General features: G+C 38.9%; 20 protein-coding genes. 12 read left to right on the forward strand and 8 right to left on the reverse strand.

Annotation, left to right across the window (positions count from 1 at the left end):
• Positions 1 to 307: 307 nt before the first annotated feature.
• The 5 genes from aspS to U859_RS0100025 form a co-directional block, all read right to left on the reverse strand.
• Complete coding sequence (gene aspS / locus U859_RS0100010; protein WP_025141396.1) at positions 308 to 2,053, reverse strand: aspartate--tRNA ligase; 1,746 nt, start codon at positions 2,051 to 2,053, stop codon at positions 308 to 310.
• Between the two features lie 153 nt (positions 2,054 to 2,206).
• Positions 2,207 to 2,776 (reverse strand): Crp/Fnr family transcriptional regulator, encoded by a 570-nt coding sequence (locus U859_RS0100015; protein ID WP_025141397.1) that lies wholly within the window; start codon positions 2,774 to 2,776, stop codon positions 2,207 to 2,209.
• Between the two features lie 32 nt (positions 2,777 to 2,808).
• On the reverse strand, positions 2,809 to 2,892 hold the full coding sequence (locus tag U859_RS32605) for a hypothetical protein (protein WP_410477216.1): 84 nt from the start codon (positions 2,890 to 2,892) through the stop codon (positions 2,809 to 2,811).
• A gap of 14 nt (positions 2,893 to 2,906) precedes the next feature.
• On the reverse strand, positions 2,907 to 3,032 hold the full coding sequence (locus U859_RS32435) for a hypothetical protein (RefSeq protein ID WP_262496773.1): 126 nt from the start codon (positions 3,030 to 3,032) through the stop codon (positions 2,907 to 2,909).
• 95 nt (positions 3,033 to 3,127) lie between these two features.
• Entirely contained in the window at positions 3,128 to 3,532 is a 405-nt protein-coding gene (locus tag U859_RS0100025) for a hypothetical protein (RefSeq protein ID WP_025141398.1), read from the reverse strand.
• 1,071 nt (positions 3,533 to 4,603) lie between these two features.
• Between U859_RS0100025 and U859_RS0100040 the strand changes: the two genes are divergently transcribed.
• From U859_RS0100040 to U859_RS0100065, 5 genes are all read left to right on the forward strand, one after another.
• Positions 4,604 to 5,161, forward strand: coding sequence for an RNA polymerase sigma factor (locus U859_RS0100040; RefSeq protein ID WP_025141399.1), 558 nt, complete (start codon positions 4,604 to 4,606; stop codon positions 5,159 to 5,161).
• Positions 5,154 to 5,681: a hypothetical protein gene (locus U859_RS0100045; protein WP_025141400.1), complete on the forward strand. Its 528-nt coding sequence runs from the start codon at positions 5,154 to 5,156 to the stop codon at positions 5,679 to 5,681. The genes U859_RS0100040 and U859_RS0100045 overlap by 8 nt, the downstream gene beginning before the upstream one ends.
• A 151-nt stretch (positions 5,682 to 5,832) precedes the next feature.
• A complete protein-coding gene (locus tag U859_RS0100050) occupies positions 5,833 to 7,119 on the forward strand; it encodes a hypothetical protein (RefSeq protein WP_240182994.1) in 1,287 nt (428 codons plus the stop codon).
• 69 nt (positions 7,120 to 7,188) lie between these two features.
• Entirely contained in the window at positions 7,189 to 7,734 is a 546-nt protein-coding gene (locus tag U859_RS0100055; RefSeq protein WP_025141402.1) for a TlpA family protein disulfide reductase, read from the forward strand.
• Positions 7,735 to 8,412: 678 nt separating this feature from the next.
• On the forward strand, positions 8,413 to 9,042 hold the full coding sequence (locus U859_RS0100065) for a Pr6Pr family membrane protein (protein WP_025141403.1): 630 nt from the start codon (positions 8,413 to 8,415) through the stop codon (positions 9,040 to 9,042).
• Here U859_RS0100065 and U859_RS0100070 read toward each other — a convergent pair.
• Positions 9,039 to 9,929 (reverse strand): bestrophin family protein, encoded by an 891-nt coding sequence (locus U859_RS0100070; RefSeq protein WP_025141404.1) that lies wholly within the window; start codon positions 9,927 to 9,929, stop codon positions 9,039 to 9,041. The two genes, U859_RS0100065 and U859_RS0100070, sit on opposite strands and share 4 nt — an antisense overlap.
• Positions 9,930 to 10,077: 148 nt before the next feature.
• Here U859_RS0100070 and U859_RS0100075 point away from each other — a divergent pair, with 148 nt between their 5' ends.
• Entirely contained in the window at positions 10,078 to 11,601 is a 1,524-nt protein-coding gene (locus U859_RS0100075) for an MFS transporter (RefSeq protein WP_025141405.1), read from the forward strand.
• Positions 11,602 to 11,611: 10 nt separating this feature from the next.
• Positions 11,612 to 11,863, forward strand: coding sequence for a DUF6814 family protein (locus U859_RS0100080; RefSeq protein ID WP_025141406.1), 252 nt, complete (start codon positions 11,612 to 11,614; stop codon positions 11,861 to 11,863).
• Between the two features lie 718 nt (positions 11,864 to 12,581).
• Here the strand turns inward: U859_RS0100080 and U859_RS0100085 are convergent.
• A complete protein-coding gene (locus tag U859_RS0100085; protein WP_025141407.1) occupies positions 12,582 to 13,766 on the reverse strand; it encodes a class I SAM-dependent rRNA methyltransferase in 1,185 nt (394 codons plus the stop codon).
• 123 nt (positions 13,767 to 13,889) lie between these two features.
• On the reverse strand, positions 13,890 to 14,906 hold the full coding sequence (locus tag U859_RS0100090; RefSeq protein ID WP_025141408.1) for a LacI family DNA-binding transcriptional regulator: 1,017 nt from the start codon (positions 14,904 to 14,906) through the stop codon (positions 13,890 to 13,892).
• A gap of 262 nt (positions 14,907 to 15,168) precedes the next feature.
• On the opposite strand from U859_RS0100090, the gene U859_RS0100095 reads away from it, so the two are divergent.
• The 5 genes from U859_RS0100095 (at position 15,169) to U859_RS0100115 (ending at position 23,929) form a co-directional block, all read left to right on the forward strand.
• The gene (locus tag U859_RS0100095) at positions 15,169 to 18,399 is read left to right on the forward strand and encodes a SusC/RagA family TonB-linked outer membrane protein (protein ID WP_025141409.1); all 3,231 of its coding nucleotides are present in this window, start codon (positions 15,169 to 15,171) and stop codon (positions 18,397 to 18,399) included.
• A gap of 17 nt (positions 18,400 to 18,416) precedes the next feature.
• Complete coding sequence (locus U859_RS0100100) at positions 18,417 to 20,261, forward strand: RagB/SusD family nutrient uptake outer membrane protein (protein ID WP_025141410.1); 1,845 nt, start codon at positions 18,417 to 18,419, stop codon at positions 20,259 to 20,261.
• A gap of 19 nt (positions 20,262 to 20,280) precedes the next feature.
• Positions 20,281 to 21,930 (forward strand): fibronectin type III domain-containing protein, encoded by a 1,650-nt coding sequence (locus U859_RS0100105; protein WP_025141411.1) that lies wholly within the window; start codon positions 20,281 to 20,283, stop codon positions 21,928 to 21,930.
• A gap of 231 nt (positions 21,931 to 22,161) precedes the next feature.
• The gene (locus tag U859_RS0100110; protein ID WP_025141412.1) at positions 22,162 to 23,184 is read left to right on the forward strand and encodes a pectinesterase family protein; all 1,023 of its coding nucleotides are present in this window, start codon (positions 22,162 to 22,164) and stop codon (positions 23,182 to 23,184) included.
• 4 nt (positions 23,185 to 23,188) lie between these two features.
• Positions 23,189 to 23,929, forward strand: coding sequence for a rhamnogalacturonan acetylesterase (locus U859_RS0100115; RefSeq protein WP_025141413.1), 741 nt, complete (start codon positions 23,189 to 23,191; stop codon positions 23,927 to 23,929).
• The last annotated feature ends 147 nt before the right edge of the window (positions 23,930 to 24,076 follow it).

Here is a 24,076-nt window from a genome sequence, read left to right on the forward strand (position 1 = left end):
GAAGCACCATGCGACGTTCAAGACCATTTTCTCTTGAGATTGTGGCCAGAGATTTATCTCCTTTTAAGATCTGATTGACGATAGCCAATTTAAATTCTAAGCTATGCTTAACTTTTCTACTCATAAAAATGCCCCCATAAAGTGTCTAACTTTTTGGGGGCACTGCATAAAAATTCTGAGGCTTTTTCATGTTGATTAAGTATTTATAAATCGTGACTATTCATCATTAGCCTTTAGCAAACTGTGTATTCTGCTCCCAGCCTAATGACCAATGACTAATGAACCAATGGCCAGGTAACTAATGAAACTATAAATCAGTCTTAATCTTCAATTCTTTCAATTGTTTCTCATCAATGGTACTCGGGCTATCGATCATTACATCTCTACCAGAGTTATTTTTAGGGAAAGCAATTACATCGCGGATTGAATCTAAACCTGCGAAAATTGAAGTTAAACGATCGAAACCGAAAGCAATACCACCGTGCGGAGGTGCACCAAATTCAAAAGCATCCATTAAGAAACCAAATTGCTTTTGTGCTTCTTCCGCACTAAAACCTAAATGTTTAAACATTAAAGCCTGCAATGCCCGGTCGTGGATACGGATAGATCCGCCACCAACTTCAGTTCCGTTGATTACCATATCGTAAGCATTGGCACGTACATTTTTAGGGTCAGTATCCAACAAAGCAATATCTTCAGGTTTTGGCGAAGTGAACGGGTGGTGCATCGCATGGTAACGTTCAGTTTCTTCATCCCATTCTAAAAGCGGGAAATCCAATACCCAAAGGGCCGAAAATGTATTTTTATCACGTAAACCCAAACGGTTACCCATTTCTAAACGAAGCTCGTTTAGCTGTTTACGTACTTTATCAGTAGAACCCGCTAAAATCAACAATAAATCGCCTTTTTCTGTTCCGAAAGCTTCGCTCCATTGTTTAAGGTCTTCTTCGTTAAAGAATTTATCTACTGATGACTTAATTGTTCCATCATCGTTATGGCGGGCATAAATTAAACCTGTAGCACCAATTTGCGGGCGTTTAATAAAATCGGTCAGTTCGTCCAATTGTTTACGGGTATAACTTGCAGCACCTTTTGCATTGATACCAACAACCAATTCAGCGTTATCAAACACAGGAAAACCTTTTCCTTTTACCAAATCGTTAAGCTCAACGAATTTCATTTCGAAACGGGTATCTGGCTTATCAGAACCGTATAAACGCATTGCATCTGCATATTGCATCCGCGGAACTTCTGGTAAATCGTAATTGCGCACTTCTTTAAATAAAGTACGGATCAATCCTTCAAAAGTATTTAATATATCTTCCTGTTCGATGAACGACATTTCGCAGTCAATCTGGGTAAACTCAGGCTGACGGTCTGCTCTTAAATCTTCATCCCTGAAACATTTTACAATCTGGAAATAACGGTCGAAACCCGAAACCATCAACAATTGTTTAAAGGTTTGCGGCGATTGCGGTAAAGCATAAAACTCGCCTTCGTTCATACGGCTAGGCACCACGAAATCCCTTGCACCTTCTGGTGTTGATTTAATTAATACAGGTGTTTCTACCTCAATAAAATCTAAGGCATCCAGATAACGGCGAACCGATTGTGCCATCTTATGACGCAAAACCAGGTTATTACGCACCGGGTTACGACGTAAATCCAGATAACGGTATTTCATACGCAACTCATCACCACCATCTGTTTCATCATCAATCATAAACGGAGGTAATTTTGCCGCATTTAAAATCTCTAAAGCAGAAACTTTAATTTCTACATCACCGGTTGACATTTTTGGGTTTTTGTTGCTTCTTTCTACAACGGTACCAACTGCTTTAATTACAAACTCACGACCTAATGTACGTGCAGTTTCGCAAAGCGCTTTATTATCGTCCATGTTAAAAACCAACTGAGTAATACCATAACGATCGCGGATGTCGATAAAAGTCATACCGCCTAAATCTCTTGATTTTTGTACCCAACCACATAGCGTAACACTTTCGCCTAAGTTATTTAGGTTTAATGCGCCACAAGTTACTGTTCTTAACATATATAGTAATCTAAATTGAGCGGCAAAAATACCGATTTTGTTTTAAAGTTTAGAATAGAAGATTTAAGGAAATTTTGTGATAACCGATTTGCCTTTTTTTGACCACGAAGAACACAAAGAAAAAATAATACTATTTCAGTGCCTTGATTGAATTTATGCTTTTGATTTCAATCTGCTCAGCGTTTCTTGAGAAATATTCAGATAAGAGGCAACCATTTTATTCGGCATACGCATCACCACGTTTGGATTTTGCGCCAGCAGCTGGCGGTAACGTTCAGTGGCGTCGAGCGTTATAAACGACATTAGGCGATTGGTGTTGGTTACATACGCATATTCCAGGTAATGGCGGTACAGTTTCTCCCATTGGGGAATAATTTTAAGCAGGAAGTAAAAGTCGTTCTGCGAAATGTAATATAGTTCGGTATCTTCTATGGCCTGCACAAATTCTTTTGAAGTTTCGTTGGTAATGAAACTGACCAAAGCAGTGGCAAACTGGTTTTCGAAAGCAAAATGCCTGGTGGCTTCGGTACCACCTTCAGTTAGGAAAAAAATCCGCAAACAGCCTTTGCCAACAAAATAAATCCGTTGGCTTGTTTCGCCCGGACTGATCAGGACTTCATTCTTCTTTACTTCCATTATTTTGAAAAAAGAGAATACAGTCTCCATATCCGGATCGCTGATTGTGATTTTTTCTCTTATATAATCTGAAAGCTGTTTGTGCATTTAAATTTAGGCTTAACCAAATATAATCATGTTTAGGTTTTCGAAGTTATTTTTTCGGCCAGCTTCCTTGCGTTGGGGATAATGATAAATGCCGCAAAATAGGCTACGGGCAGCATCACGCTCCACGCTTTTAAAAATTTGATATCCAATCTTCACCAAAACCATAATTGCGCATTAGGCCAACAAAGGCCATAATTAAAGTCATGGGTATTACCACAAACAACGTGTTGATGTATCTAAAGTATTCTTTTTTCATTTTTATAAAGTTTATATTTTTAATACTGCAAAAGTGCAGGTATCAAAAACCTTAAACTTTGATGTAGGTCAAAAAATTAGGAACTATACTTTATTTTAATACTTTTCTTCTAACACAATTTCGAGCGCAACCACTTTCCACTCATTCTTAATATTTTTCCAATGGTATATTTCTTCAGCCTGTATGGTCTGTTTTTTAGATAAAACGAGCATTTTAGGTTTTAAAAGAACCGATTTACGGGCTATTTTTTCGGTAAAAACATCATCTACCATAGATGACTTTATCCGGTAATAACTGGAATGGATTTCTTTAGTCCCGCTCAAATATTTTTTTAAATCGATGGTAAAATCGCGTTTGTTTATGGTTGGTTTTTCAAACGGAGTATAAGTTAAGCTATCGTCAAACATAGCTGTATAAGCGGTTGCATCTTTATTCTCTAAGGCCAGGTTTGCTTTTTGGTGTAGATCGTTAATTGCTGAAATAATTAAATCGGTTTCCATGGCATGAAGTTAATGGTTTGTATCAGGGTTTTCAAATTTATGATGATCCTGCATTCTATTTTCCACAAATGTTAAACCGTAAAACTGCTTGTTTTGTATTGAGTATAAATTATTTTTGTGTTTTGAAAATGAAAGGATAGTGTTTCATTGGTGCTGTAGTCCCGCCATCCGCTTTATCCCGATTGGAAAAAATCGGGATGCACGCTTTTGTCGGGTTTAGTTAACAGCGGTTTGGCTTTCCTGCACCGGCCCAGGTTAAATAAACCTGATTGGACGGACGCCAATTTCCTTCAAATTGGCTGGAGGGAAAGCAGGGCTGAAAATGCTAAAAGCACAGAACCACTCATTTCCTATTAATTATAAAATGTTTTTCATATTCCGGAGATGAAAAGATAGCATTTCATAGGTGCTGTAGTCCGCCATCCGCTTTATCCCGATTGGAAAAAATCGGGATGCACGCTTTTGTCGGGTTTAGTTAACAGCGGTTTGGCTTTCCTGCACCGGCCCAGGTTAAATAAACCTGATTGGACGGACGCCAATTTCCTTCAAATTGGCTGGAGGGAAAGCAGGGCTGAAAATGCTAAAAGCACAGAACCACTCATTTCCTATTAATTATAAAATGCTTTTCATATTCCGGAAATGAAAGGATAGCATTTCATAGGTGCTGTAGTCCCGCCGTCCGCTTTATCCCGATTGGAAAAAATCGGGATGCCCGCTCCTGTCAGGTTTATTTAACAAAGGTTCGTTTTCAATGCACCAAACTTGGTATCTAAACCCGATCCGATAGCTATCGGATGCCGGGAAGAGCTTCCGATTCTTCATCGGAACTCGTACTAAAAAGCGGGAATGAAAATGCCAAAAGCACAGAACCATTAATTTCCTATTAATTGTAAAATGCCTTTTTTTGGATATGAAAGGAGTTATTTCATAGAGCAATGATGCTTCCTTCCTCAGTATGAAAGTATATTTGATTCTATCTTAATACTGTATTAATATATTTCTAAACTTTTTTTCTACCTTGATGCAACGTTTTAAAATCCCTTATGTCTTATAATCAGAATATTCGAAATTTTGGAAGCCGTATACATCGATAAAAACCTGGAACTAGTAAAAAAATGCATGCAGGGCAGCCGCGCAGCGCAGTTTGAATTGTACAAGCTGTATGCAAAGGCCATGTATAATGTGGCGCTGCGCATTTTAAATTATGAGGAAGAGGCTGAAGATGTTTTACAGGAAGCATTTTTGGATGCATTTACCAGAATTGTTGATTTTAGACAGGAAACCACATTCGGACTTTGGCTAAAACAGATTGTGATTAACAAATCCATCAATTACCTGCGTAAACGCAAAATGGAATTTGTAAGTACAGACGAAATATCGGAAGTGCCGGATGAAGATAGTTTTGATGACAGTGAAGTGCAGTTACAGGCTGAAGAAATCAGAGCAGCCATTACCCAATTGCCAGATGGTTATAGGGTAGTATTGAGTTTATACCTTTTAGAAGGTTATGATCATGAAGAAATTGCACACATTTTAAAAATAAGTGAAAATACCAGCCGTACACAATATATGAGGGCAAAAAAGAAGTTAAAAAGTATTTTAGAACAGAAAGGGATGAGAGATGAATAATAGATTAGAAACCTTTGTAAAGGATAACCGTAAGTCTTTTGATATTATGGAGCCATCGGCCGATCTTTGGGCAAAGATTGAACAAGGTTTAGATGCCAGAACGAAAAAAAAGCCGGTAAAGCTGTATTTATGGATGAGTGCAGCAGCAGCTATCGTAGTCGTTTTCGGTTTAGTTTGGTTATACGCCGGAAGGTTACAAAACAAAGATTTAGAAATAGCCGACGTTAGTGCTTCATACGCAAAAAAAGAAGTCCATTTTGCAGGATTAATTACTGAAAAAAGAGACAGTTTAGCCATTTTCGCCTCGGCAAATCCAGAATTATACAAAAAATTTACTGCCGACCTGAGAAAGCTTGATGAAGATTACGAAAGGTTAAAAGCAGAACTGCCAACCTCGCCCAACCAAACTTTTGTGGTAAAGGCGATGGTTAAAAACCGCGAAATACAACTACAGTTATTAAAACAACAATTATTGATTATTAACCAGGTTGACGATTACAAAAGGGTTAACCAAATTTAAGCTGCAAGCAGCAAAAGCAAAATTAAATAATAGCAGAATCGGCCTTATACCCGATTCACGCTACTTAATACCAGGAGGGGTACGCTCACTACATTTAAATGTTTATGACCAGCCGGCAGGTGTAAACCTTAAATGTTTAACAATTAACAACATGAAAACAATAAAAATATTTCTGGCCTTTATGGCTTTAATCGCCGTAAAAACCAATGCGCAAGAAATTGCGGTGAATAGTCCAACTGAAAAAGTAGTTGCAGAAGCTGCCGATAAATCGACTTCACTGGCTATGGTTAGCTATTCCAAATCAACACAAACAGGAAGCGATGCCGAACGTTCTAAATCTTTTAGCAAGAGTTTTAGCGTAGACAATAACGATAAGGTTAATTTAAATAACCAATACGGATCAATTACCATTAAAACCTGGGACAGGAAAGAAGTAAAGGTTGATGTAGATATTAAAGTTTACAGCAATTCGGATAGCGATGTACAAAGGCTGATTGACGGTGTGAATATCGACGCCACTAAAAATGGCGATGTAGTTTCTGTTAAAACCAATATGGGTGATAGAAACGGACGTTATGGACGCAGTGTTAAAAACGGGGTAACCACCTGGAGAAGGGAAATTAAAGTAATTTATACGGTATACATGCCTGCAGTAAATCCTTTAACCGTTTCGCAACAGTATGGAAGCGTAGAAATGGGTAACTTTGCTGGCCCAACTTCTTTAAAAGTAGAATACGGAAATCTGGTTGCAGGCAATTTAAGTAACGCCAACAACTACATCAATGTGCAGTACGGCAAATGTGATATCCAGGATTTAAATGCTGCTGTGGTAAAACACGAATACAATGGTCCGGTAACTATTGGTGCGGTAGGTACCTTAGAACTTGATGCGGAATATGTTGCGGTAAATATCAATACCATCAGAAAATCGGCTGATATTAAAGTTCAATATGGCAAAGGTTTAACCATTGGTACCATTGGCGGCAACTTGCTTTTAAATTCGGAATATGCGAAAGTAAACATCAATACGGTTAAAGGTAATACGGTTGCTAAACAAGCTTATGGCGACTTAAATATTGCTTCAGCCGGTAAAATTGCGGTAAACGCAGAATATTCTAATGTTACTTTAGGCACCTTAAATGGTGATGCGAATATCAATATGGATTACAACCGTCTAAGTGTAAATGAAATTACACCAGCCTGTAGAAACTTTACCTTTGGTGGCGAATATGTAAGTGTAAGCCTTGGTTTTGCAGACCGTTATAATGGAACTTTTAATGTTTCTACTTCTTATGCAGGCTTTAAATACGGCTCAAATGTAACATCAAGCATGGTGAGCAAAGATGATGAAACCAAAAAATATTCGGGCAAGATTGGCAGCGGTGGTGCTTCAAATGTATCTGTTAAAACTGAATATGGTTCGGTTACCTTTAAATAAAAATTTTCCAAGCTAAACAAACTATAAAGTCCTGCCGCATTGGTAGGACTTTTTTTATATTTATCGCCGATGAAAATTTACCTGATTATTCTATTTTCTATTTTTGCTTTACCAGTATTGGCGCAAGATGCACCGGTTAAATGGGCTACTCAAGAAACTTTCTTCGAAGATTTAGCAGGCAAAGACCTCCCAGCTTTTAGCGGGTTAACCATTGATAAAAAACCATTTACCAATTTTGATTTAAAAAACCAGGTAACCGTAATTAATTTCTGGTTCGAAAAATGCCCGCCCTGCATTGCAGAAATGCCAGAATTAAATAAACTGCTATCGAAATATGGCAAAAATGGCGTAAGGTTTATCGGCATTACACACGATAGCCCTGCAAGCGCAAAACGTTTTCAAAAACGGAATGGCTATAAATATAAAATCGTATCGTTAAGCAAGGATGAAATCCGCAGGTTAAATATCAATCACGGTTTCCCATCGAATATTTTAGTTGGCAAGGATGGAAAAATCATTTATGCTACGGCTAATATTTCGTTCTCCGATCCCCAATTTAAAGCAAAATCTGTACTTTTTGAAGAAAAATTAAAGGCGGAGTTAGAAAGGAATTAATAGGTTTTAACGGCTTGTGAGCGCCGGGAGGCCATGGATAAGGTATATTTTATCATTCTGAGTATTAATTTATTGCATAAAATTCAATATGAATGACTTATATAATTGATTGTTTTTTTGGCCATCAGAACGGTCTTGCCCCGGCTCCCCGCCACCAAAGGGCTCTTTCTTTTTGCTGCCAAAAAGACCAGCGAAGCTAGCTTGAATACCATTGAAAATATGAATACTGATGAAAAAACAAAAACCACCGGCTAAAAATTTTTCTTTCGAAGCCAGTAATATGGCTAATACAGTGTAGCCCGATCCCGATAGCTATCGGAATGTTAGGCCGGACTTTAGTAGAACGGAGATATGGTGCTATGGCCTAACTCGACGGGAAATGCATAGCTCCTCAAATTGCTCATTAATAAATAATTACAAAATAACGTCAATGGTAGATTTTATTTTCATAAAAAAACGAAAGGTACAGTTATAGTTGGTCGTCATTTCACCGCAGTGGAGAAATCTTTAAACTATGTTAACAGATTTCTCCATTTCGCTACGCTCCAGTCGAAATGACGACCCATCTATACCTTCCATTGGTTTCATGACGTTCAAATAGACACATCATTATATTAGAAATGCTTATCTTAGTTTTAAAACAGGCATTTTTTGCCTGATCATCCCTTTTCGCAAAATATGGATCTAAAAGAAAAATTCAGGCCCTTTGTTATCTGTGCTTCCATAATTGTATGGTTTTCGCTGGCACTTCAATTTAGTGTAAGTTTGAATCTTTCGGCTGGCAATTACCTGGAAACAACAAAAATATTTTTATCCTACTTCACCGTAACCACAAATATTATTGTTGCCTTTTGTTTTAGCTGTCTATCTTTTCTTAAATGGAATGAGACTGAAAATCTATTTGCAAAATCCTCTACTTTAACTGCAATAACGGTGTATATCGTGGTAGTAGGCCTAATTTACAATATAATGCTAAGAGGCATTGTTTCTCCAGTGGGTTGGGCGAGGGCAGCAGACGAACTTCTGCACGTGGTAAATCCCTTGATTTTCCTGCTTTTTTGGATTTTCTTTGTTAAAAAATCAACCTTACAATATAAACAGGCCCTTTCATGGCTCATTTATCCATTACTCTATGTTATTTTTATTGTGATTAGAGGTTATCTGATCAACAAATATCCCTACCCGTTTATTGATGTAGTGCAATTAGGCTACCCCAAAGCCATTCTGAACGCCATTATTGTAATCTTCATCTTTTGGCTTTTATCACTCTTTTTCATCTTTATCGGAAAGAAAACTGCAAAGGTTTAAAGAATATACTCTTCGTTTATCGGCTTAACAGGCTCCGGAATATCATCTTCTTTCAACATCTGTAAAAGGTTGATTTCGATAGTCCTGGTAATCTGGTTAAGCGGAACACCCGCTGAGTTATTTTCGAAAGGATTAACCAAACTCATTCCGTTAATTTGTGTAGATACAAATACGAAGCCGATTAACCAGCCTAAAAAGATTGCAGCAGGGCCGGCATCCTGACTGATTACAAGGGTAAAAGTAACCACAAACAGCCAGATAAACACCTTGGTTAAATAAGTGTAGGTTGTTGGAAATATCGTGTTTTTAATCCGCTCACTCATCCCCATCGAATCAGAAAAACGGGTCAGCATTTCGTTGATTTCTATAAAACGGAAACCATCGATTTTATTTGCCTTTGCTAACTTCTGCAGATCACGCGATTGGATGTTAAGCAGGGCATTGTGCGCATTGTTGTGTTTTTTAATTTCATTTAAATCGGCTTCCGGCAGATATTTGGTATAAATCTCATCTACCGTGTTCCTTAAATTAGCTTTTAACGCATACAAAAAAGCGATGTGCCTGTAAATCATTCGTTTTACACTTTCTTCATCTTCATCAACGTAATTGATCAACGCCCGTGCATACGAACGAGAATCGTTTACAAGTGCACCCCATACTTTCCGGGCTTCCCACCACCTATCGTAAGCCTGATTATTGTTAAAACCAATAAAAAAGGCAATGGCTGTACCTAGTACGGTTGGAATAATTGACGGGATGGAGAAATGATGCGCAATTAAATACTCCCGAACAAGATACGCTGCCGTGCAAGAAGCAATCATAATCAGATCAACATGCCATGTATTTCTTAAAATTCTACTTAATCTGATATTTTGTATTAAAAGCATATATTTTTTGGGGAACAAATTCTTATGGTTGAAAATACAAAACTAAAGCCGAAATGTTTTACAATGTAACAAATTAAATGACAGACAGTACAGGTTGCCGATTGTTATGCAAATGTTTATCTTGGAGAGCCAAATATTCTTTTTTCTTATGAGCGAAACGTTACCCAAGAATAACATTTTTAAAGTTATTGGTGCTTCATCACTGGGCACACTGATAGAATGGTATGATTTTTACATTTTTGGTAGCCTCGCGGTCATCATTGGCCATCAATTATTTCCTGAAGATGCTGGTGCTTCGGCCTTAATTAATACCCTGGCTATTTTTGCTGCCGGATTTATTGTCCGCCCCTTTGGTGCATTGGTTTTTGGCAGATTAGGTGATTTGATCGGCCGGAAATACACTTTTTTACTCACTTTGGTACTGATGGGCGGATCGACATTTTTTATCGGTTTAATTCCCTCTTATAAAAGCATTGGTTATGCAGCACCTATTTTGGTGTTGATATTAAGGCTGATCCAGGGCCTGGCTTTGGGTGGTGAATATGGGGGTGCGGCAACCTACGTTGCAGAACATGCACCGAAAAATAAACGTGGTTTTTTTACCAGCTGGATCCAGACGACTGCTACCTTAGGATTATTTCTTTCCTTAGGAATTATCGTCATCACCAAGAATATTCTGGGCGCAGAAACTTTTGGCGATTGGGGCTGGCGGATTCCCTTTCTGTTATCGATTGTACTGGTAGTGGTTTCGATTTATATCCGCATGAAGATGCACGAATCGCCCATGTTTTCAAAACTGAAAGCGGAAGGAAATGTTTCTAAAAATCCGTTAAAAGAAAGTTTTAATAATAAGGCAAATTTTAAAATGGTGCTTCTGGCTCTTTTTGGGGCTACCATGGGGCAGGGTGTGATCTGGTACACAGGCCAGTTTTATGCCCAATCTTTTTTAGAAAATACCTGCAAACTGGATTTTAACGATTCGAGGTATATTTTGCTCTGGGGAATTGCCTTTGCCACACCATTTTTTGTTGTTTTTGGGGCATGGAGCGACAAAGTAGGTAGAAAATGGATTATGTTGAGCGGAATGTTACTGGGGATCTTATTTTACCGACCCATATATCAAATATTTTTAGACGACACCGATTATTCAAAAATTGAACAGGCTGCTATTTTATCATCAAAACCTGCACCTATAACTTCTGTTTTAATTGCAGATTCACCAGACAGCTTAAGAACAACTTCTATTAAAGTAATATTGAAAAATGGGGCATCTTTTAATAAGGTTCAGGTAGATACAGTTTCTGCCACTAAAGGTGTTCTTGTGGGTAAAGAGGTGATCAAAGATAAAGTTTTGGCTACACCAGTTTTCTGGAAATTTGTGGGATTAATTTTCTTCCAGATTTTATTGGTAACGATGGTTTATGGGCCAATCGCGGCTTTTCTTGTTGAATTGTTTCCAACCAAAATCAGGTACACTTCCATGTCGCTGCCATACCACATCGGGAACGGTGTTTTTGGTGGACTTGTTCCGTTTATCGCGACCTTAATTGCCAGTTTTTCGGGTTCTACGCCATTATCAGGTTTATGGTACCCGATAGGTATTGCGGCACTGAGTTTAATTATAGGAACCATTTATTTATCGAATAAGAGAGACGAAAACATTAACGATTAATACAAAAAGGATGAACACGTTAAAGAAATTTTTAGGCTTGGTTTGGATGGTTCTAGGTCCATTAACCATGACTTTCCTGTTTTTACAGGCTATTGACAAGGTGGGTTTAACACATACCTATACCGAACGCACCAATACCATTCTGCAATGGGGAATTATTCTGTTTATTTTTCTGCCGATCAGTTTAGGATTGATGATTTTTGGCTTTTATGCATGGAAAGGGGAATATGAGCAGCTGCCAGAAAACCCGGAAGAATTATAACACAGTGTTTTAACAAAAAAACAAGTTTTCAGCTTGCAATTTTCAGTTGGTGGTATTAAAGATTCTGAACTATAATCTCCGCGTTAATCTGCGCATCTGTGGCTGAAATTACAACTTACAAATTGTTGGTCTGTGAGGACGCAGACCAAGGATTGAGTTGACAGTATTAAGTTTCCGAACCATGCTGACCAATGAACGAATGAACCAATGAACCGTTATTAACCACAAAGACACGAAGCCACAAAGAAAGAAGGTTTTATATTTTGCCACGGAGACGCGGAAGTCACGGAGAAATAATCTAATCCATGCTTTAAATGGGCTATTAGCAATATAGAAGGTTCGTCATCTCGACTGGAGTGCAACAGAACGGAGAGATCTTTGAAATAAGTTATAAGAATTGAAATTTAAAAGATTTCTTCCCGAATCTTCGGGATCAAAATGACAGAACTTCTAAGCTGCCGCACCTCATAAATCCCTGTTAAAAACCAAATTATGCCCCGAACTGACAATCTAATTAAGTATGCCGTGTTAATCCGTGTTTCAGTGGCTGAAAATATAAATTATTGGTCTGTGGAGACACAGACCAAGGGATAGGACCAAGGATTGTGGGATCAGTTTCTGATCCATGCTAACCAATGAACGAATGACAAATGAACTATTGAACCACAAAGGCACGAAAGCACAAAGATCCTTCAACTACGTTCAGGACGACATATCGCTACAAGACTCTTAACAACAACCCCTTCAAATATTCTCCTTCTGGAAAAGAAATTCTAACAGGATGATCTTCGGGTTGACAAAATTGTTTGATGATCTGCACTTCTTTACCCGCATCAAGGGCTGCCCAGGCGATAATCTGTTTAAAAGTTTCGATATCAACCGCACCCGAACACGAGAAAGTAGCTAATAAACCTCCTTTTTCCAGCAATAACATGCCTAAGCGGTTTAAATCTTTGTAGGCCCTTGCTGCACGATCTAATGCGGAACGTGATGGCGCATATTTTGGCGGATCGAGTACAATTACATCAAATAATTCTCCTGATTCTTTAAAAGCACGCAATTGTTTATTTACATCCGACTGAATGGCTGTAACTTTATTTACATCAAATTTGTTTAAAGCCACATTTTGCTTTAACGTTTCTACGGCCAAAGCAGAACTATCAACACTGGTAACACTTGCTGCATTATTAGCCAAACTGTTTAAACTGAAACCACCACTATAACTAAAACAATCTAAAACCTTTTTACCTTTTGTATAACTGGCTAAAATGCTTCTGTTATCACGCTGATCGCAATAAAAACCAGATTTTTGTCCTTCGGCAATATTAATATGGTAAATAATTCCGTTTTCTTTTACCTCTAAAAATTCTGGTGGATTTTCTCCCCAAAGCAGTCCGTTTTCGATGGGTAAACCTTCATGGGTACGGGCAGTAGCATCACTTTTATCAAAGATCCCTTTAGGTTTTAATTCTGTTCTTAAAATGTCGACAATTTCCGTTTTCACTTTTTCGATTCCAGAGCTTAAAATCTGAAGGGAAAGAAAATCAGCATATTGATCAACAATTAAACCCGGCAGAAAATCTGCTTCGCTAAATACTAAACGACATGTATTGGTTTTTTCACTTAAAATAAACTGGCGTGAAGCAATGGCCTGTTTTAAACGGTTTTGGTACCAGTTGTTATCAATGGTTTGTGTTTCATCCCACTCTAACAAGCGAACAGCAACACGCGAATTGCTGTTAAAATACCCATAGGCAAGAAATTCATTGTCGAAAGCAAAAACCTTTACCACATCACCATCTTCAGGTTTTCCCTTAACTTTTTCCAGTGCACCAGAAAATACCCATGGATGTCTTTGTAATGCCGCTTTTTCTTTGCCCTTTTTTAATATGATTTCTACCATGGTGCAAAGGTAATAATTAGTTTGGAGTTGAGAATGAGAGTTTGGAGAGGAGCGTTAGGCGACTAGCGCTAAGCGTTTAATTATACGCCAATCGCTCTTCGCTTAGCGCTAAACGCAAACTGCCTACCGCTTCGCCATCTTCACCAGCTCTGTATCCAAAACCTTGGTTTCGAATTCGGTGATAGGCCTTTTTGCTTCGATCATCGAAATTAATAACTCGGTGGCTACCTGACCCATTTCGAATGCAGGCTGTTTAACTGACGTTAGCGATGGATTAAACAATTCGACCAGGTTGGAGTTTGTGAAACCTGCAATTGCAATTTTATGCGCCACTTCGGGGTTGGTTTTTTTCAGCGCCATAATACAGCCGGTTGTTAAGCGATCGCTAGAAATAAAAATCCCATCAGGATTGAAGGGTAAAAGTTCTTTAACGGCTTGTTCCAGTTCTGCACTGTGCATACCACCATGCTGGCAATATTTAACCAGTTCGGGCTTAAATTCGATATGGTATTTGGCCAGGGCAGCTTTGTAACCTTCCAGCCTTTCTTTCGTTATCGAAAGGTTTTCTGAATTGGTTAAGTGTGCAATGATCCGCTTTCCTGATAAAATCAGGTGCTCCGTGGCATCAAAAGAGCCTTTAAAATTATTCGCGATGACTTTATGGGTTTCAAAGTCTTTAGGCACCCGGTCAAAAAAAACAATGGGTAAACCTTTGGCATAAAGGCTCCTCAAATAATCTATATCCTGCGTTTCTGACGAGAGTGCAATCAGCAAACCATCTATAGATCGCGAGGCCAGGTGCTCAACGTTCAGTTTTTCCTGCTTGTAAGATTCGTGGCTTTGAGAGATGATTACATGATAATCCCTGTCATAAGCAATTGATTCAATGCCATTTATCACCTGCGAAAAGAAGTTGTTGGCAATTTCGCTCACAATAATACCAATAGAATAGCTACGGCGTTCTTTTAAGCTCCGGGCAATGGGATTGGCACGGTAATTAACCTTTTCGGCATAGGCCAAAACCAGTTTTTTAGTCTCTTCACTAATTTCGTAACGGTCTCTTAAAGCCCTCGAAACCGTTGAAGTTGACAGTCCTAATGCTTTAGCAATATCCTTTATGGTAGATGTTTCAAATCTCATTTTCGTAATGCGTACAAGTTACAAAAAATATCTCTTTAAGGGGATTGCATCGCAAACATTAATAAACGTTATATAGACGTTTTTGGGAACGTTTGCACACTTTTTTAGTTAAAAATGGTTTCAAACGGTTTTTAGTTTGTAAAATTGTTACATCAACGTAACCAAATATAAACAAACAATAACATCCCGAAATAGAATTTAATTCTACATGCAAGCGATTGCAGTATCTTAAAATAACCAAATCACTTCAAATAAATAATTTATGAGCAGAGTTCTACTCTTTTTAGCATTTTTCTCTTTTTTTGGATTATCTGTAGCACAGGCACAAACCAGGCAGGTTACCGGAACGGTAAAGGATAAAACTGATGGGCAGCCATTGGTTGGCGTTAGTGTGAATGTTAAAGATTCTAAAACCGGAGCAAGTACCGACGCAAATGGGGTTTATAAAATCAGCGTTCCTGCTAAAGGAGCCGTTGTAACTTTTACTTATGTGGGTTACAAAACCAAAAATGTAACCATTACCGATCAAACTAAATTTGATGTTAACCTGGAAGAAGATGCCAATACTTTGCAAGAGGTTACCGTAAACATTGGTTACGGCTCTGTACGTAAAGAAGCCTTAACAGGCTCGGTTTCATCCATTACCGGCAAAGATATCGACCAATTTCCGGTAAGTACTGCGGCACAGGCATTGGCAGGGAAACTTGCCGGGGTTTCGGTTACCACAACGGAAGGAAGCCCGGGTGCCGAAATTGTGATTAAAGTACGTGGAGGTAGTTCACTTACTGGTGATAATTCGCCGCTGTACATTGTAGATGGGATCCAGGTTGAAAATGCTCTATCCATTTTATCGCCAAACGAAATCCAGTCTATTGATGTATTAAAAGATGTTGCATCTACTTCGATCTACGGTAGCAGAGGTGCCAACGGGGTGGTAATCATCACTACAAAAAGCGGTAAAAAAGGAAGACCGATTGTTTCATTCGACGCTTACGCAGGCGCCAGACAGATTGTAAACAAACTTGATGTAATGAACCCTTATGAGTTTATCAAATATCAGTACGAACTGTATAACAATAACACCAACCAGGATGTAAAAGATACATTTACCAAGAAATACGGCACTTTTGAAGATCTAGATATTTACAAAAACATTCCAAATATCGATTGGCAGGACAAAGTTTTCGGCCGTCAGGCATGGAGCAATACCGAAGTTTTAAATCTATCGGGCGGTACTTCTAAAACCACTTACAATGTTTCGGTAAACAATACAAAAGAAGATGGTATCATGCTTAATTCGGGTTATAGAAGAACTTTTGCTTCTGTACGTTTAGACCATAAATTTTCAGATAAACTGAGGGTAGGTTTAAATGCCCGTTACAGCCGTCAACGTGTTGATGGTGTGGGCACCAGCTCTACAGGCTCACAGGGCACAAACCGTTTAAGAAACTCGGTACGTTATCAGCCCTATTCGGGCGGAAGTGATTCCGGCGATTTATTTGATGCCGATTATTTAACTACCGGATTAACTAATCCAATTACATTGGCCAACCAGGAACTGAAATACGATTACCGTAACGATTTAATTTCGAGCGGTTATGTCCAATACTCAATCCTTAAAAACTTAACAATAAAGAGTACCGTAGGTTATAACCGAACCAACAGGCACACCAATACCTTTAATGGTCCGGTAAGTAATGTGGCGCGGAACAATGCTGGTTTACCAGCTATCCAACTGGATACTACAGCACAAAAATCTTTTATCAACACCAATACCATTAATTACAGGCCAAATCTGGGTAAAGACCACAGTTTAGATTTATTGGTAGGTCAGGAAATTAACATGGTCGATATTGATTCGAGAACTACTGTACTTAAATTTTTACCAATCAACATTTCTGCTAACGATGCCTTTGTAAGTGCTGCCCCAGCAAATACCATTCAGGATAGACCTACATCATTAATCTCAGCCACCAGACAGTTTTCAATTTTTGGCAGGGCTTCTTATGGCTTCAAAAATAAATACCTGGCTACGGTGAATTTCAGAACAGATGCTTCGTCTTTATTTGCAGCTGGCAAGCAATGGGGATATTTCCCTTCAGCACAGGTTGCATGGAGGGTTACAGAAGAGAAATTTGTTAAAGACATGCAGTTAAACTGGCTGGATAATTTTAAAGTGAGGTTTAGTTACGGTGCCGCGGGGAACAACCGCATTGGTCAGGATTTATTCAGAACCTTATTTTACTTAAGTTCTACTACAGGTGGTTATGCCGATACGGATGGAGCTGTATCAACAGGTTTGATATCAGGTACAGCAACTGGAAACATTTTATCCAACCCGAACATTACCTGGGAAACCAACATCTCTAAAAACCTGGGGATAGATATTGATCTGTTCAAAAACAAGTTATCGCTGAACCTGGATTATTATGATAACAGAACCAAAAACCTACTGTTAAATGCAAACGTACCACAAACTACAGGTTATGCAACCCAACAGCAAAATGTGGGTAAAACCCAAAACAGGGGGCTTGAACTACAGTTAAATTACCAGGCGATTAAAACCCGGAACTTTAGCTACAATACCAGTTTCAACATCTCATTCAACAAAAATAAAATTGTCGAACTGCAGAACGGAGTGAGTTCTTACATTACGCAATCGGGCTGGGTAAACAGTTTAGGCGATTTTAAAGTTGAAGTTGGACAACCGGTTGGCCAGTTTTACGGTTTCATTTCCGACGGACGTTATACGGTTGATGATTTTACCTATGTACAAAATGCTACTACCGGGGTTTATACTTATACCCTTAAGCCAACGGTGGCAAACAGCAGGGTATTGTTGGGTAACCGCGAACCACAGCCAGGCGATATGAAAGTTCAAAAACTTTCTTCTTCATCGAGCATGATGATCGGTGATGATGACAGAACGGTTTTAGGCACCGCACAACCGAAATTTACCGGTGGCTTTAACAACCAGTTTACCTATCAAAATTTCGACCTTACCGTATTCGTAAACTTCAGTTATGGCAGCAAGGTGTACAATGCCAATAAACTCGAATTTACTTCGCAGTATAACGTTAAGGATAACAATTTACTAGCGGTAATGAACGATCGCTGGCAAAATTTTGATGCCAATGGGGTGAAAGTAACCGATCCGGCAGTACTAACTGCAATGAATGCCAATACTACCTTATGGACACCTACAACAGGTAATTACGCCTTAACTTCTTACGCCATCGAAAATGGATCTTTCTTAAGAATCAGCAACGTAACATTGGGTTATAGCTTACCACAAAGTTTAATCAAAAAAACAGGGTTTATCTCCAAACTAAGGGTTTATGGAACAGTTAATAATCTTTACACCATCACGGGGTATACCGGTTACGATCCTGAAGCGAACACCCGAAGATCAAACCCACTTACACCAGGTATAGATTATGCAGCTTATCCACGTAGCAGATATATTCTTGCCGGTATTAATATGGTATTTTAACCTCAACATTAAAGAAAATGAACAATAAATTTATAAAATCGGCTTTAATGGTAATTGCTGTTGGAGCATTGAGCATAACCACTTCCTGTAAAAAATATTTAGATGTACAATCGCCGTCAACTTCTTCTCCTGATGTTGTTTTCGAAAGTACAGCCAATACCAATGCTGCAGTGATTGCCATTTATAACCGCCTTTGCGGAGATAATGGCTACGGAAGCCGTATCTCTACCTTATTTGGTTTAACTGCTGATGATTTTAAAACTTCGGGGAGTTATAGTTCTTCTGACCGTAGGGGAATCAGCATGTATGGTGCAAGTTCTGACAATACCGACCTGATCAATCCATTTTTACAACTCTATTCAGGTGTAGAACGTGCAAATATCTGTATTAAATATATTCCGATCTCTAAGCTTTATACCAGCGGTTCTGATGCGGAAAAAGCTACCATGCAGCATTATTATGGTGAGGCACTTACGTTAAGGGCTCAATTTCTATACGAGCTGATCCGTAACTGGGGAGACGTACCGGCTTCTTTTGTACCAGCGGCAGATGCGGAAACATTATACGGCCCTAATGTAGATCGCAATAAAACTTACGACCAGATGATTGCAGATTTAAAAATGGCTGAAGACCTTGTTCCATGGAGAAGCGGAATTACCGAATATGGCAGTTTCCGCTACACCAAAGGAGCCATTAAAGGTTTAAGGGCTAGAATCGCATTGGCAAGGGGAGGTTATTCATTACGTACAGCAAGCCATACCATGGAGCGTAGCGCTGATTATTTAACCTATTATAAAATTGCTTTTGATGAGTGTCTGGATATTATGAATCACCGTTCGGAACACAATTTGAACCCGGTTTACGAAAATGTATTTAAAAGTCTGCATACCACAACACGTTACGATGATGCCCACGAACTGATGTTCGAAGTGGCTGCTTTTGGCGGTAACGCTTCTACCGATAGTAAATTAGGATATTACAACGGGATCCGTTTTAACTCAGCCTCTACTTTTGGTTCTGGCGGTGGCGGTATGAATGCCATCCCCACTTATTTCTATGAATTTGATGCAACTAAAGATTGCCGCAGGGATGTAACCATCGGTGTTTTCGAAATTGTAGCATCTTCAAAAAAAATCGTCAATACGTTGTTTAACATGACAGATGGAAAATTCCGTAAATCGTGGACGGCTTTTAACAATTCTTCCGCGGCGCAAACCTTTGGGGTAAACTGGCCGATGTTACGTTTTTCAGATATCCTTTTAATGTATGCAGAAGCCGATAATGAAATCAATGGTGCACCATCAGCAGCTGCAGTTAATGCTTTGCAGGAAGTTCAGAAACGTGCCTATGCTGGCTTCGAAACCCAGATCCCGGTAACACCAATGGATAAAACCGGATTTTTTAATGCCATCGTTAAAGAGCGTTTATTGGAATTTGGTGGTGAAGGTATCCGTAAATATGATTTAATCCGCTGGAATTTATTGGCAAGCAAATTTGACGAAACACGTACTAAAATCCGTGCTTTAATTGCCGGAACGGGCGATTACGTAAATGTGCCAAATTATATTTATGCCAAAGAAGGTAACTACTTATTAGGAACCAGTGTTAATGAAGTGGCCACACTCGACCTGTATGGTGGCGTTCCAAACAATGTGTTTGCTTCACCAGGTTTAAACAACTCAACGGCACCAACAGGTTATACCACCAAGAACTGGAGAAAAGCGGTAACCGAAGATAATTCGATAACCAGTACTTCTACAGGCCTCGCTTTTTACTTTGAAGCCAACAAAAAGGAGCTTTTCCCATATCCAAAAACCACATTGATCGAAAACCCGAGCATGGCTCAAAACTTTGGTTATTAACGCATTTATATCATAAATTATGAAAAAAATTATAAATCAAATAGGGCTTAAACTGATCATTTTATCACTAATGGTTGCTGTGGTCTCTTCTTGTAAAAAGGAAGATGACATCCCTACTGACCCTGCCCGGATATTTAAACCCAGCGACGTAAAAATTACTGCCGGGGAAACTTCGGCGAAATTAACCTGGACTACGCCTTTAATGTCGACAGGAAAAACCTTTAAATATAGTATTGATTTTTCTACCGATTCTTTATTTGCAACAGTAAATTACAGCACTACAGCAGATACAGCGGGAGTTACGGTAACTGAAGATAATTTAGCAGTAAGGACAAAATATTATGCAAGGGTTAAAGCCAATGCAACCGAAAGTCAGCCTGAATCGAAATACGTAAGGAGCAGTGCTTTCCAGTTAACAGGTATTCAATTGTTTCTACTGATCAGGGACAACGAGATTAAAGAAAACAGTATTACCCTGCGTTATACCCCAACAGTTGGCTTAACTTCTATCGTTTTAACACCGGCAACCGGTAATGCTATTACTACCACTTTAAGTACGAGTGACGCATCTGGAGGCTTAAAAGCCATTACAGGATTAACGGCAGGAACAAAATATACCGCCGAACTTTTTGCGGGAACAAAGAGTAAAGGAATTACCACTTTTACTACCCTTGCGCCTACTACCTACACCGTAAAATTAAACCCTGGTGATGATTTAGCAGCTGCGATTATATCGGCAGCCAATGGTGCTGTTATTGGTTTAAATCCTGGCACTTACAATATAACTGCTGCAACAACATTTATTACACAAAAAACCATCACCATAAAATCAACCTCAGGTAATCCGGCAGATACTAAAGTAAACTATAAAGAAATAGATTTAGAGGGAACAGGTTCTGGGGTAACACTATCAGGCATAGAATTCGATGGAACAGCCGGAGCATCGCTTTATTTCATCAATTTTATCGGTACGCAAGCAGCAAATGGAGCAGCTGCAACCTTTACCAATGTAGTGGTAGATAATTGTATAGCCCATGGTTCTACAACAGCATTTTTGAGGGGTGACAGAGGTACAGCTGCCCTCGATTTTAAAATAACAGGCATTACAGTGAATAACTCAATTGTATACGATATGGGTGCAAACGGTTCTTCCGCTTATTACACCTTCCATGTGAACAAAATGCAGTTTAACACCCTAACCATATCGAAATCTACTTTTTATAACTCAGGTCCTGGTTTAGTTACCGCGAGCACCACTTATGCCGGCGATGTTATTCCTTCAATTTCGATTACTAATTCTACTTTCAACGGTTTTGGTGGAAATGCCAAATATGCTTTGTTAGATGCAAATGCAAACCCGATCAGCTTTATTATCCAGAATAGTATTTTGGCTAATACGCCAAAATCGGGCACGGTGGTGGCAGCAGCGATTAGAGGAACTGGTGCCGGAAGTACATTAAGAATATCAAACAGTAATTACTTTAACTTATTCAGCGCATTAACCGGAGGAACAGCTTTAACTTTTGGTACAGCAACCTTGGCAAGCAACCAAAGTCTTAATGCAGGCTGGACAGCTACAACCACAGATTTTACACTGCCAGCTGCCTCTCCTTTGAGAAGTGCGGGAAGCACAGGAGGCCCAATCGGCGACCCTAGGTGGACATATTAATTTTTATTATATCAAGGGCAGGTTTTTAATCTGCCCTTTTTTAATGAAATTTAACTACTAATTAAAAATATCATCATTGCGAGGAACGAAGCAATCCTAATGCAACCGCTGGTAGCGATTGTAGTAAGATTGCTTTGTCGGCTGAAAAAGCCTTCTCGCAATGACGATTCCCCTCGGACTATCAAATTGCGAAAAATATATTGTCATTGATTTTTACGAAACTTAACCATAATGAGAAGAATATCCTATTTTAAACTGATTACGCTACTCTTTTTAAATACCTTATCCTTTATTTACGCCAATGCCCAGGACCCTAAGTATCCATCAACTATAACCGTTTCAAAAGATGGCGGCGCAAATTATAAAACCATTCAGGAAGCTGTAAATTCGGTAAGGGATTTAGGTGAGAAAGAAGTAAAGATTTATGTTAAAAAGGGCATTTATAAAGAAAAACTGATTATCCCTTCATGGAAGATCAGAATTTCTATTATTGGGGAGAATCCTGAAAATACCATTATTACTTTCGACGATTATTCAGGGAAGCCAAATCCAGCAGGTAAAGACCAGTTTGGTAATGCGAAATTCAGCACCTATACTTCTTTTACCGTATTGATACAAGGGAATGATATTCACCTCGAAAATTTAACCATCATCAATTCAGCCGGCCGTGTTGGCCAGGCTGTTGCGCTGCACGTAGAAGGTGATCGCTTTATAGCAAAAAACTGCAGGTTTTTGGGCAATCAGGATACGCTTTATGCTGCTATCGAAAATAGCCGTCAATATTATCAAAACTGCTATATAGAGGGTACAACCGATTTTATTTTTGGCAAAGCCACCGTTGTTTTTCAGGATTGTACGATCAAAAGTTTAAGTGACTCATATATTACAGCAGCTTCTACTTCTGCGCAACAGAAATTTGGATTTGTTTTTCTAACTTGTAAGCTCATTGCAGATACTGCTGTAAAGAAAGCTTATTTAGGCAGACCATGGCGACCTTATGCAAAAACGGTATTCTTAAACTGTGATTTAGGCAAACACATTTTACCCGAGGGCTGGAATGCCTGGAAAGGCGACAAGATGTTTCCTGATAAAGAGTTAACGGTTTTTTATGCGGAATATAAAAATAAAGGTGCCGGGGCATCGCCCGGAGCAAGATTACCCTGGACGAAAAAGCTCACAGATAAAGAGGCTAAAAATTATACTTTAAAAAATATATTGAGTGGATCGGATCAATGGAATCCAATTACAAATTAATAAAATGAAAACGAATTTCCTTAAGATTTTTGCGGCAGGTACCTTAGCCGTTCTATTCTCTTTTACTTTTGTTCAAAAGAAAACAAAGCTGTACATCATCGGCGATTCTACCGCGGCCAATAAAGAAGAAAAAGCTTATCCGGAAACGGGTTGGGGCATGGCATTGCAATCTTTTTTTAAACCTGATGTTACGGTTGATAACCGGGCTTTAAATGGGAGGAGTACCAAATCGTTCAGGGCCGAAAAACGTTGGGACCCAATATTGGCGCAACTAAACCCAGGTGATTATGTTTTTATAGAATTCGGACATAATGATGAAAAAGTTGATAAACCTACAGTCGGTGTTTCTTTAGCTGATTTTAAGATCAATCTGGTGAATTATGTAAAAGAAACCCGTAGCAAAAAAGCTTTTCCGGTTTTACTCACGCCAATTTCCCGCAGAAGTTTCAAAAATGGGGTGTTAATAGATTCCCATGGCGATTATCCCAGAATTACCCGTCAGGTGGCCGATTCGTTAAATGTACCCTTAATTGATATGCTGGCTAAAACAGAAAGTTTATTGACCCGTTTGGGAGATGAGCCTTCAATTAAATTATTCAACCATGTTGATTCTGGAAATGTAAATTATCCAAAAGGCAAAAAAGACGATACGCATTTAAGCCCGGAGGGTGCTAAACAGGTAGCAGAATTGGTTGTGAAAGGGATTAAGGAGTTGAAGTTGAGTTTAGCGAAGAGTTTGAAGTAATCCAATCTCAAGGTTGGTGAGCCACCAACCTTGAGATTGGATTATTTATAAAAAAAATCGTCATTGCGAGAAGGCTTTTTCAGCCGACGAAGCAATCTCCCTAGAACTGATGATTAATTCTTCGTTTAAGATTGCTTCGTCGTTCCT

The sequence above is a fragment of the Pedobacter jeongneungensis genome, assembly GCF_000633455.1.
Taxonomy (GTDB): domain Bacteria; phylum Bacteroidota; class Bacteroidia; order Sphingobacteriales; family Sphingobacteriaceae; genus Pedobacter; species Pedobacter jeongneungensis_A.

What these genes read in the sequence shown, in the direction of transcription:
- U859_RS0100045 (WP_025141400.1), top strand. Translation starts at nt 5,154, where the DNA reads ATGAATAATAGATTAGAAACCTTTGTAAAGGATAACCGTAAGTCTTTT.
- aspS (WP_025141396.1), bottom strand. Translation starts at nt 2,053, where the DNA reads ATGTTAAGAACAGTAACTTGTGGCGCATTAAACCTAAATAACTTAGGC.
- U859_RS0100110 (WP_025141412.1), top strand. Translation starts at nt 22,162, where the DNA reads ATGAGAAGAATATCCTATTTTAAACTGATTACGCTACTCTTTTTAAAT.
- U859_RS0100115 (WP_025141413.1), top strand. Translation starts at nt 23,189, where the DNA reads ATGAAAACGAATTTCCTTAAGATTTTTGCGGCAGGTACCTTAGCCGTT.
- U859_RS0100085 (WP_025141407.1), bottom strand. Translation starts at nt 13,766, where the DNA reads ATGGTAGAAATCATATTAAAAAAGGGCAAAGAAAAAGCGGCATTACAA.
- U859_RS32435 (WP_262496773.1), bottom strand. Translation starts at nt 3,032, where the DNA reads ATGAAAAAAGAATACTTTAGATACATCAACACGTTGTTTGTGGTAATA.
- U859_RS0100095 (WP_025141409.1), top strand. Translation starts at nt 15,169, where the DNA reads ATGAGCAGAGTTCTACTCTTTTTAGCATTTTTCTCTTTTTTTGGATTA.
- U859_RS0100075 (WP_025141405.1), top strand. Translation starts at nt 10,078, where the DNA reads ATGAGCGAAACGTTACCCAAGAATAACATTTTTAAAGTTATTGGTGCT.
- U859_RS0100090 (WP_025141408.1), bottom strand. Translation starts at nt 14,906, where the DNA reads ATGAGATTTGAAACATCTACCATAAAGGATATTGCTAAAGCATTAGGA.
- U859_RS0100080 (WP_025141406.1), top strand. Translation starts at nt 11,612, where the DNA reads ATGAACACGTTAAAGAAATTTTTAGGCTTGGTTTGGATGGTTCTAGGT.
- U859_RS0100070 (WP_025141404.1), bottom strand. Translation starts at nt 9,929, where the DNA reads ATGCTTTTAATACAAAATATCAGATTAAGTAGAATTTTAAGAAATACA.
- U859_RS0100065 (WP_025141403.1), top strand. Translation starts at nt 8,413, where the DNA reads ATGGATCTAAAAGAAAAATTCAGGCCCTTTGTTATCTGTGCTTCCATA.
- U859_RS32605 (WP_410477216.1), bottom strand. Translation starts at nt 2,892, where the DNA reads ATGCTGCCCGTAGCCTATTTTGCGGCATTTATCATTATCCCCAACGCA.
- U859_RS0100100 (WP_025141410.1), top strand. Translation starts at nt 18,417, where the DNA reads ATGAACAATAAATTTATAAAATCGGCTTTAATGGTAATTGCTGTTGGA.
- U859_RS0100055 (WP_025141402.1), top strand. Translation starts at nt 7,189, where the DNA reads ATGAAAATTTACCTGATTATTCTATTTTCTATTTTTGCTTTACCAGTA.
- U859_RS0100025 (WP_025141398.1), bottom strand. Translation starts at nt 3,532, where the DNA reads ATGGAAACCGATTTAATTATTTCAGCAATTAACGATCTACACCAAAAA.
- U859_RS0100105 (WP_025141411.1), top strand. Translation starts at nt 20,281, where the DNA reads ATGAAAAAAATTATAAATCAAATAGGGCTTAAACTGATCATTTTATCA.
- U859_RS0100015 (WP_025141397.1), bottom strand. Translation starts at nt 2,776, where the DNA reads ATGCACAAACAGCTTTCAGATTATATAAGAGAAAAAATCACAATCAGC.
- U859_RS0100050 (WP_240182994.1), top strand. Translation starts at nt 5,833, where the DNA reads ATGAAAACAATAAAAATATTTCTGGCCTTTATGGCTTTAATCGCCGTA.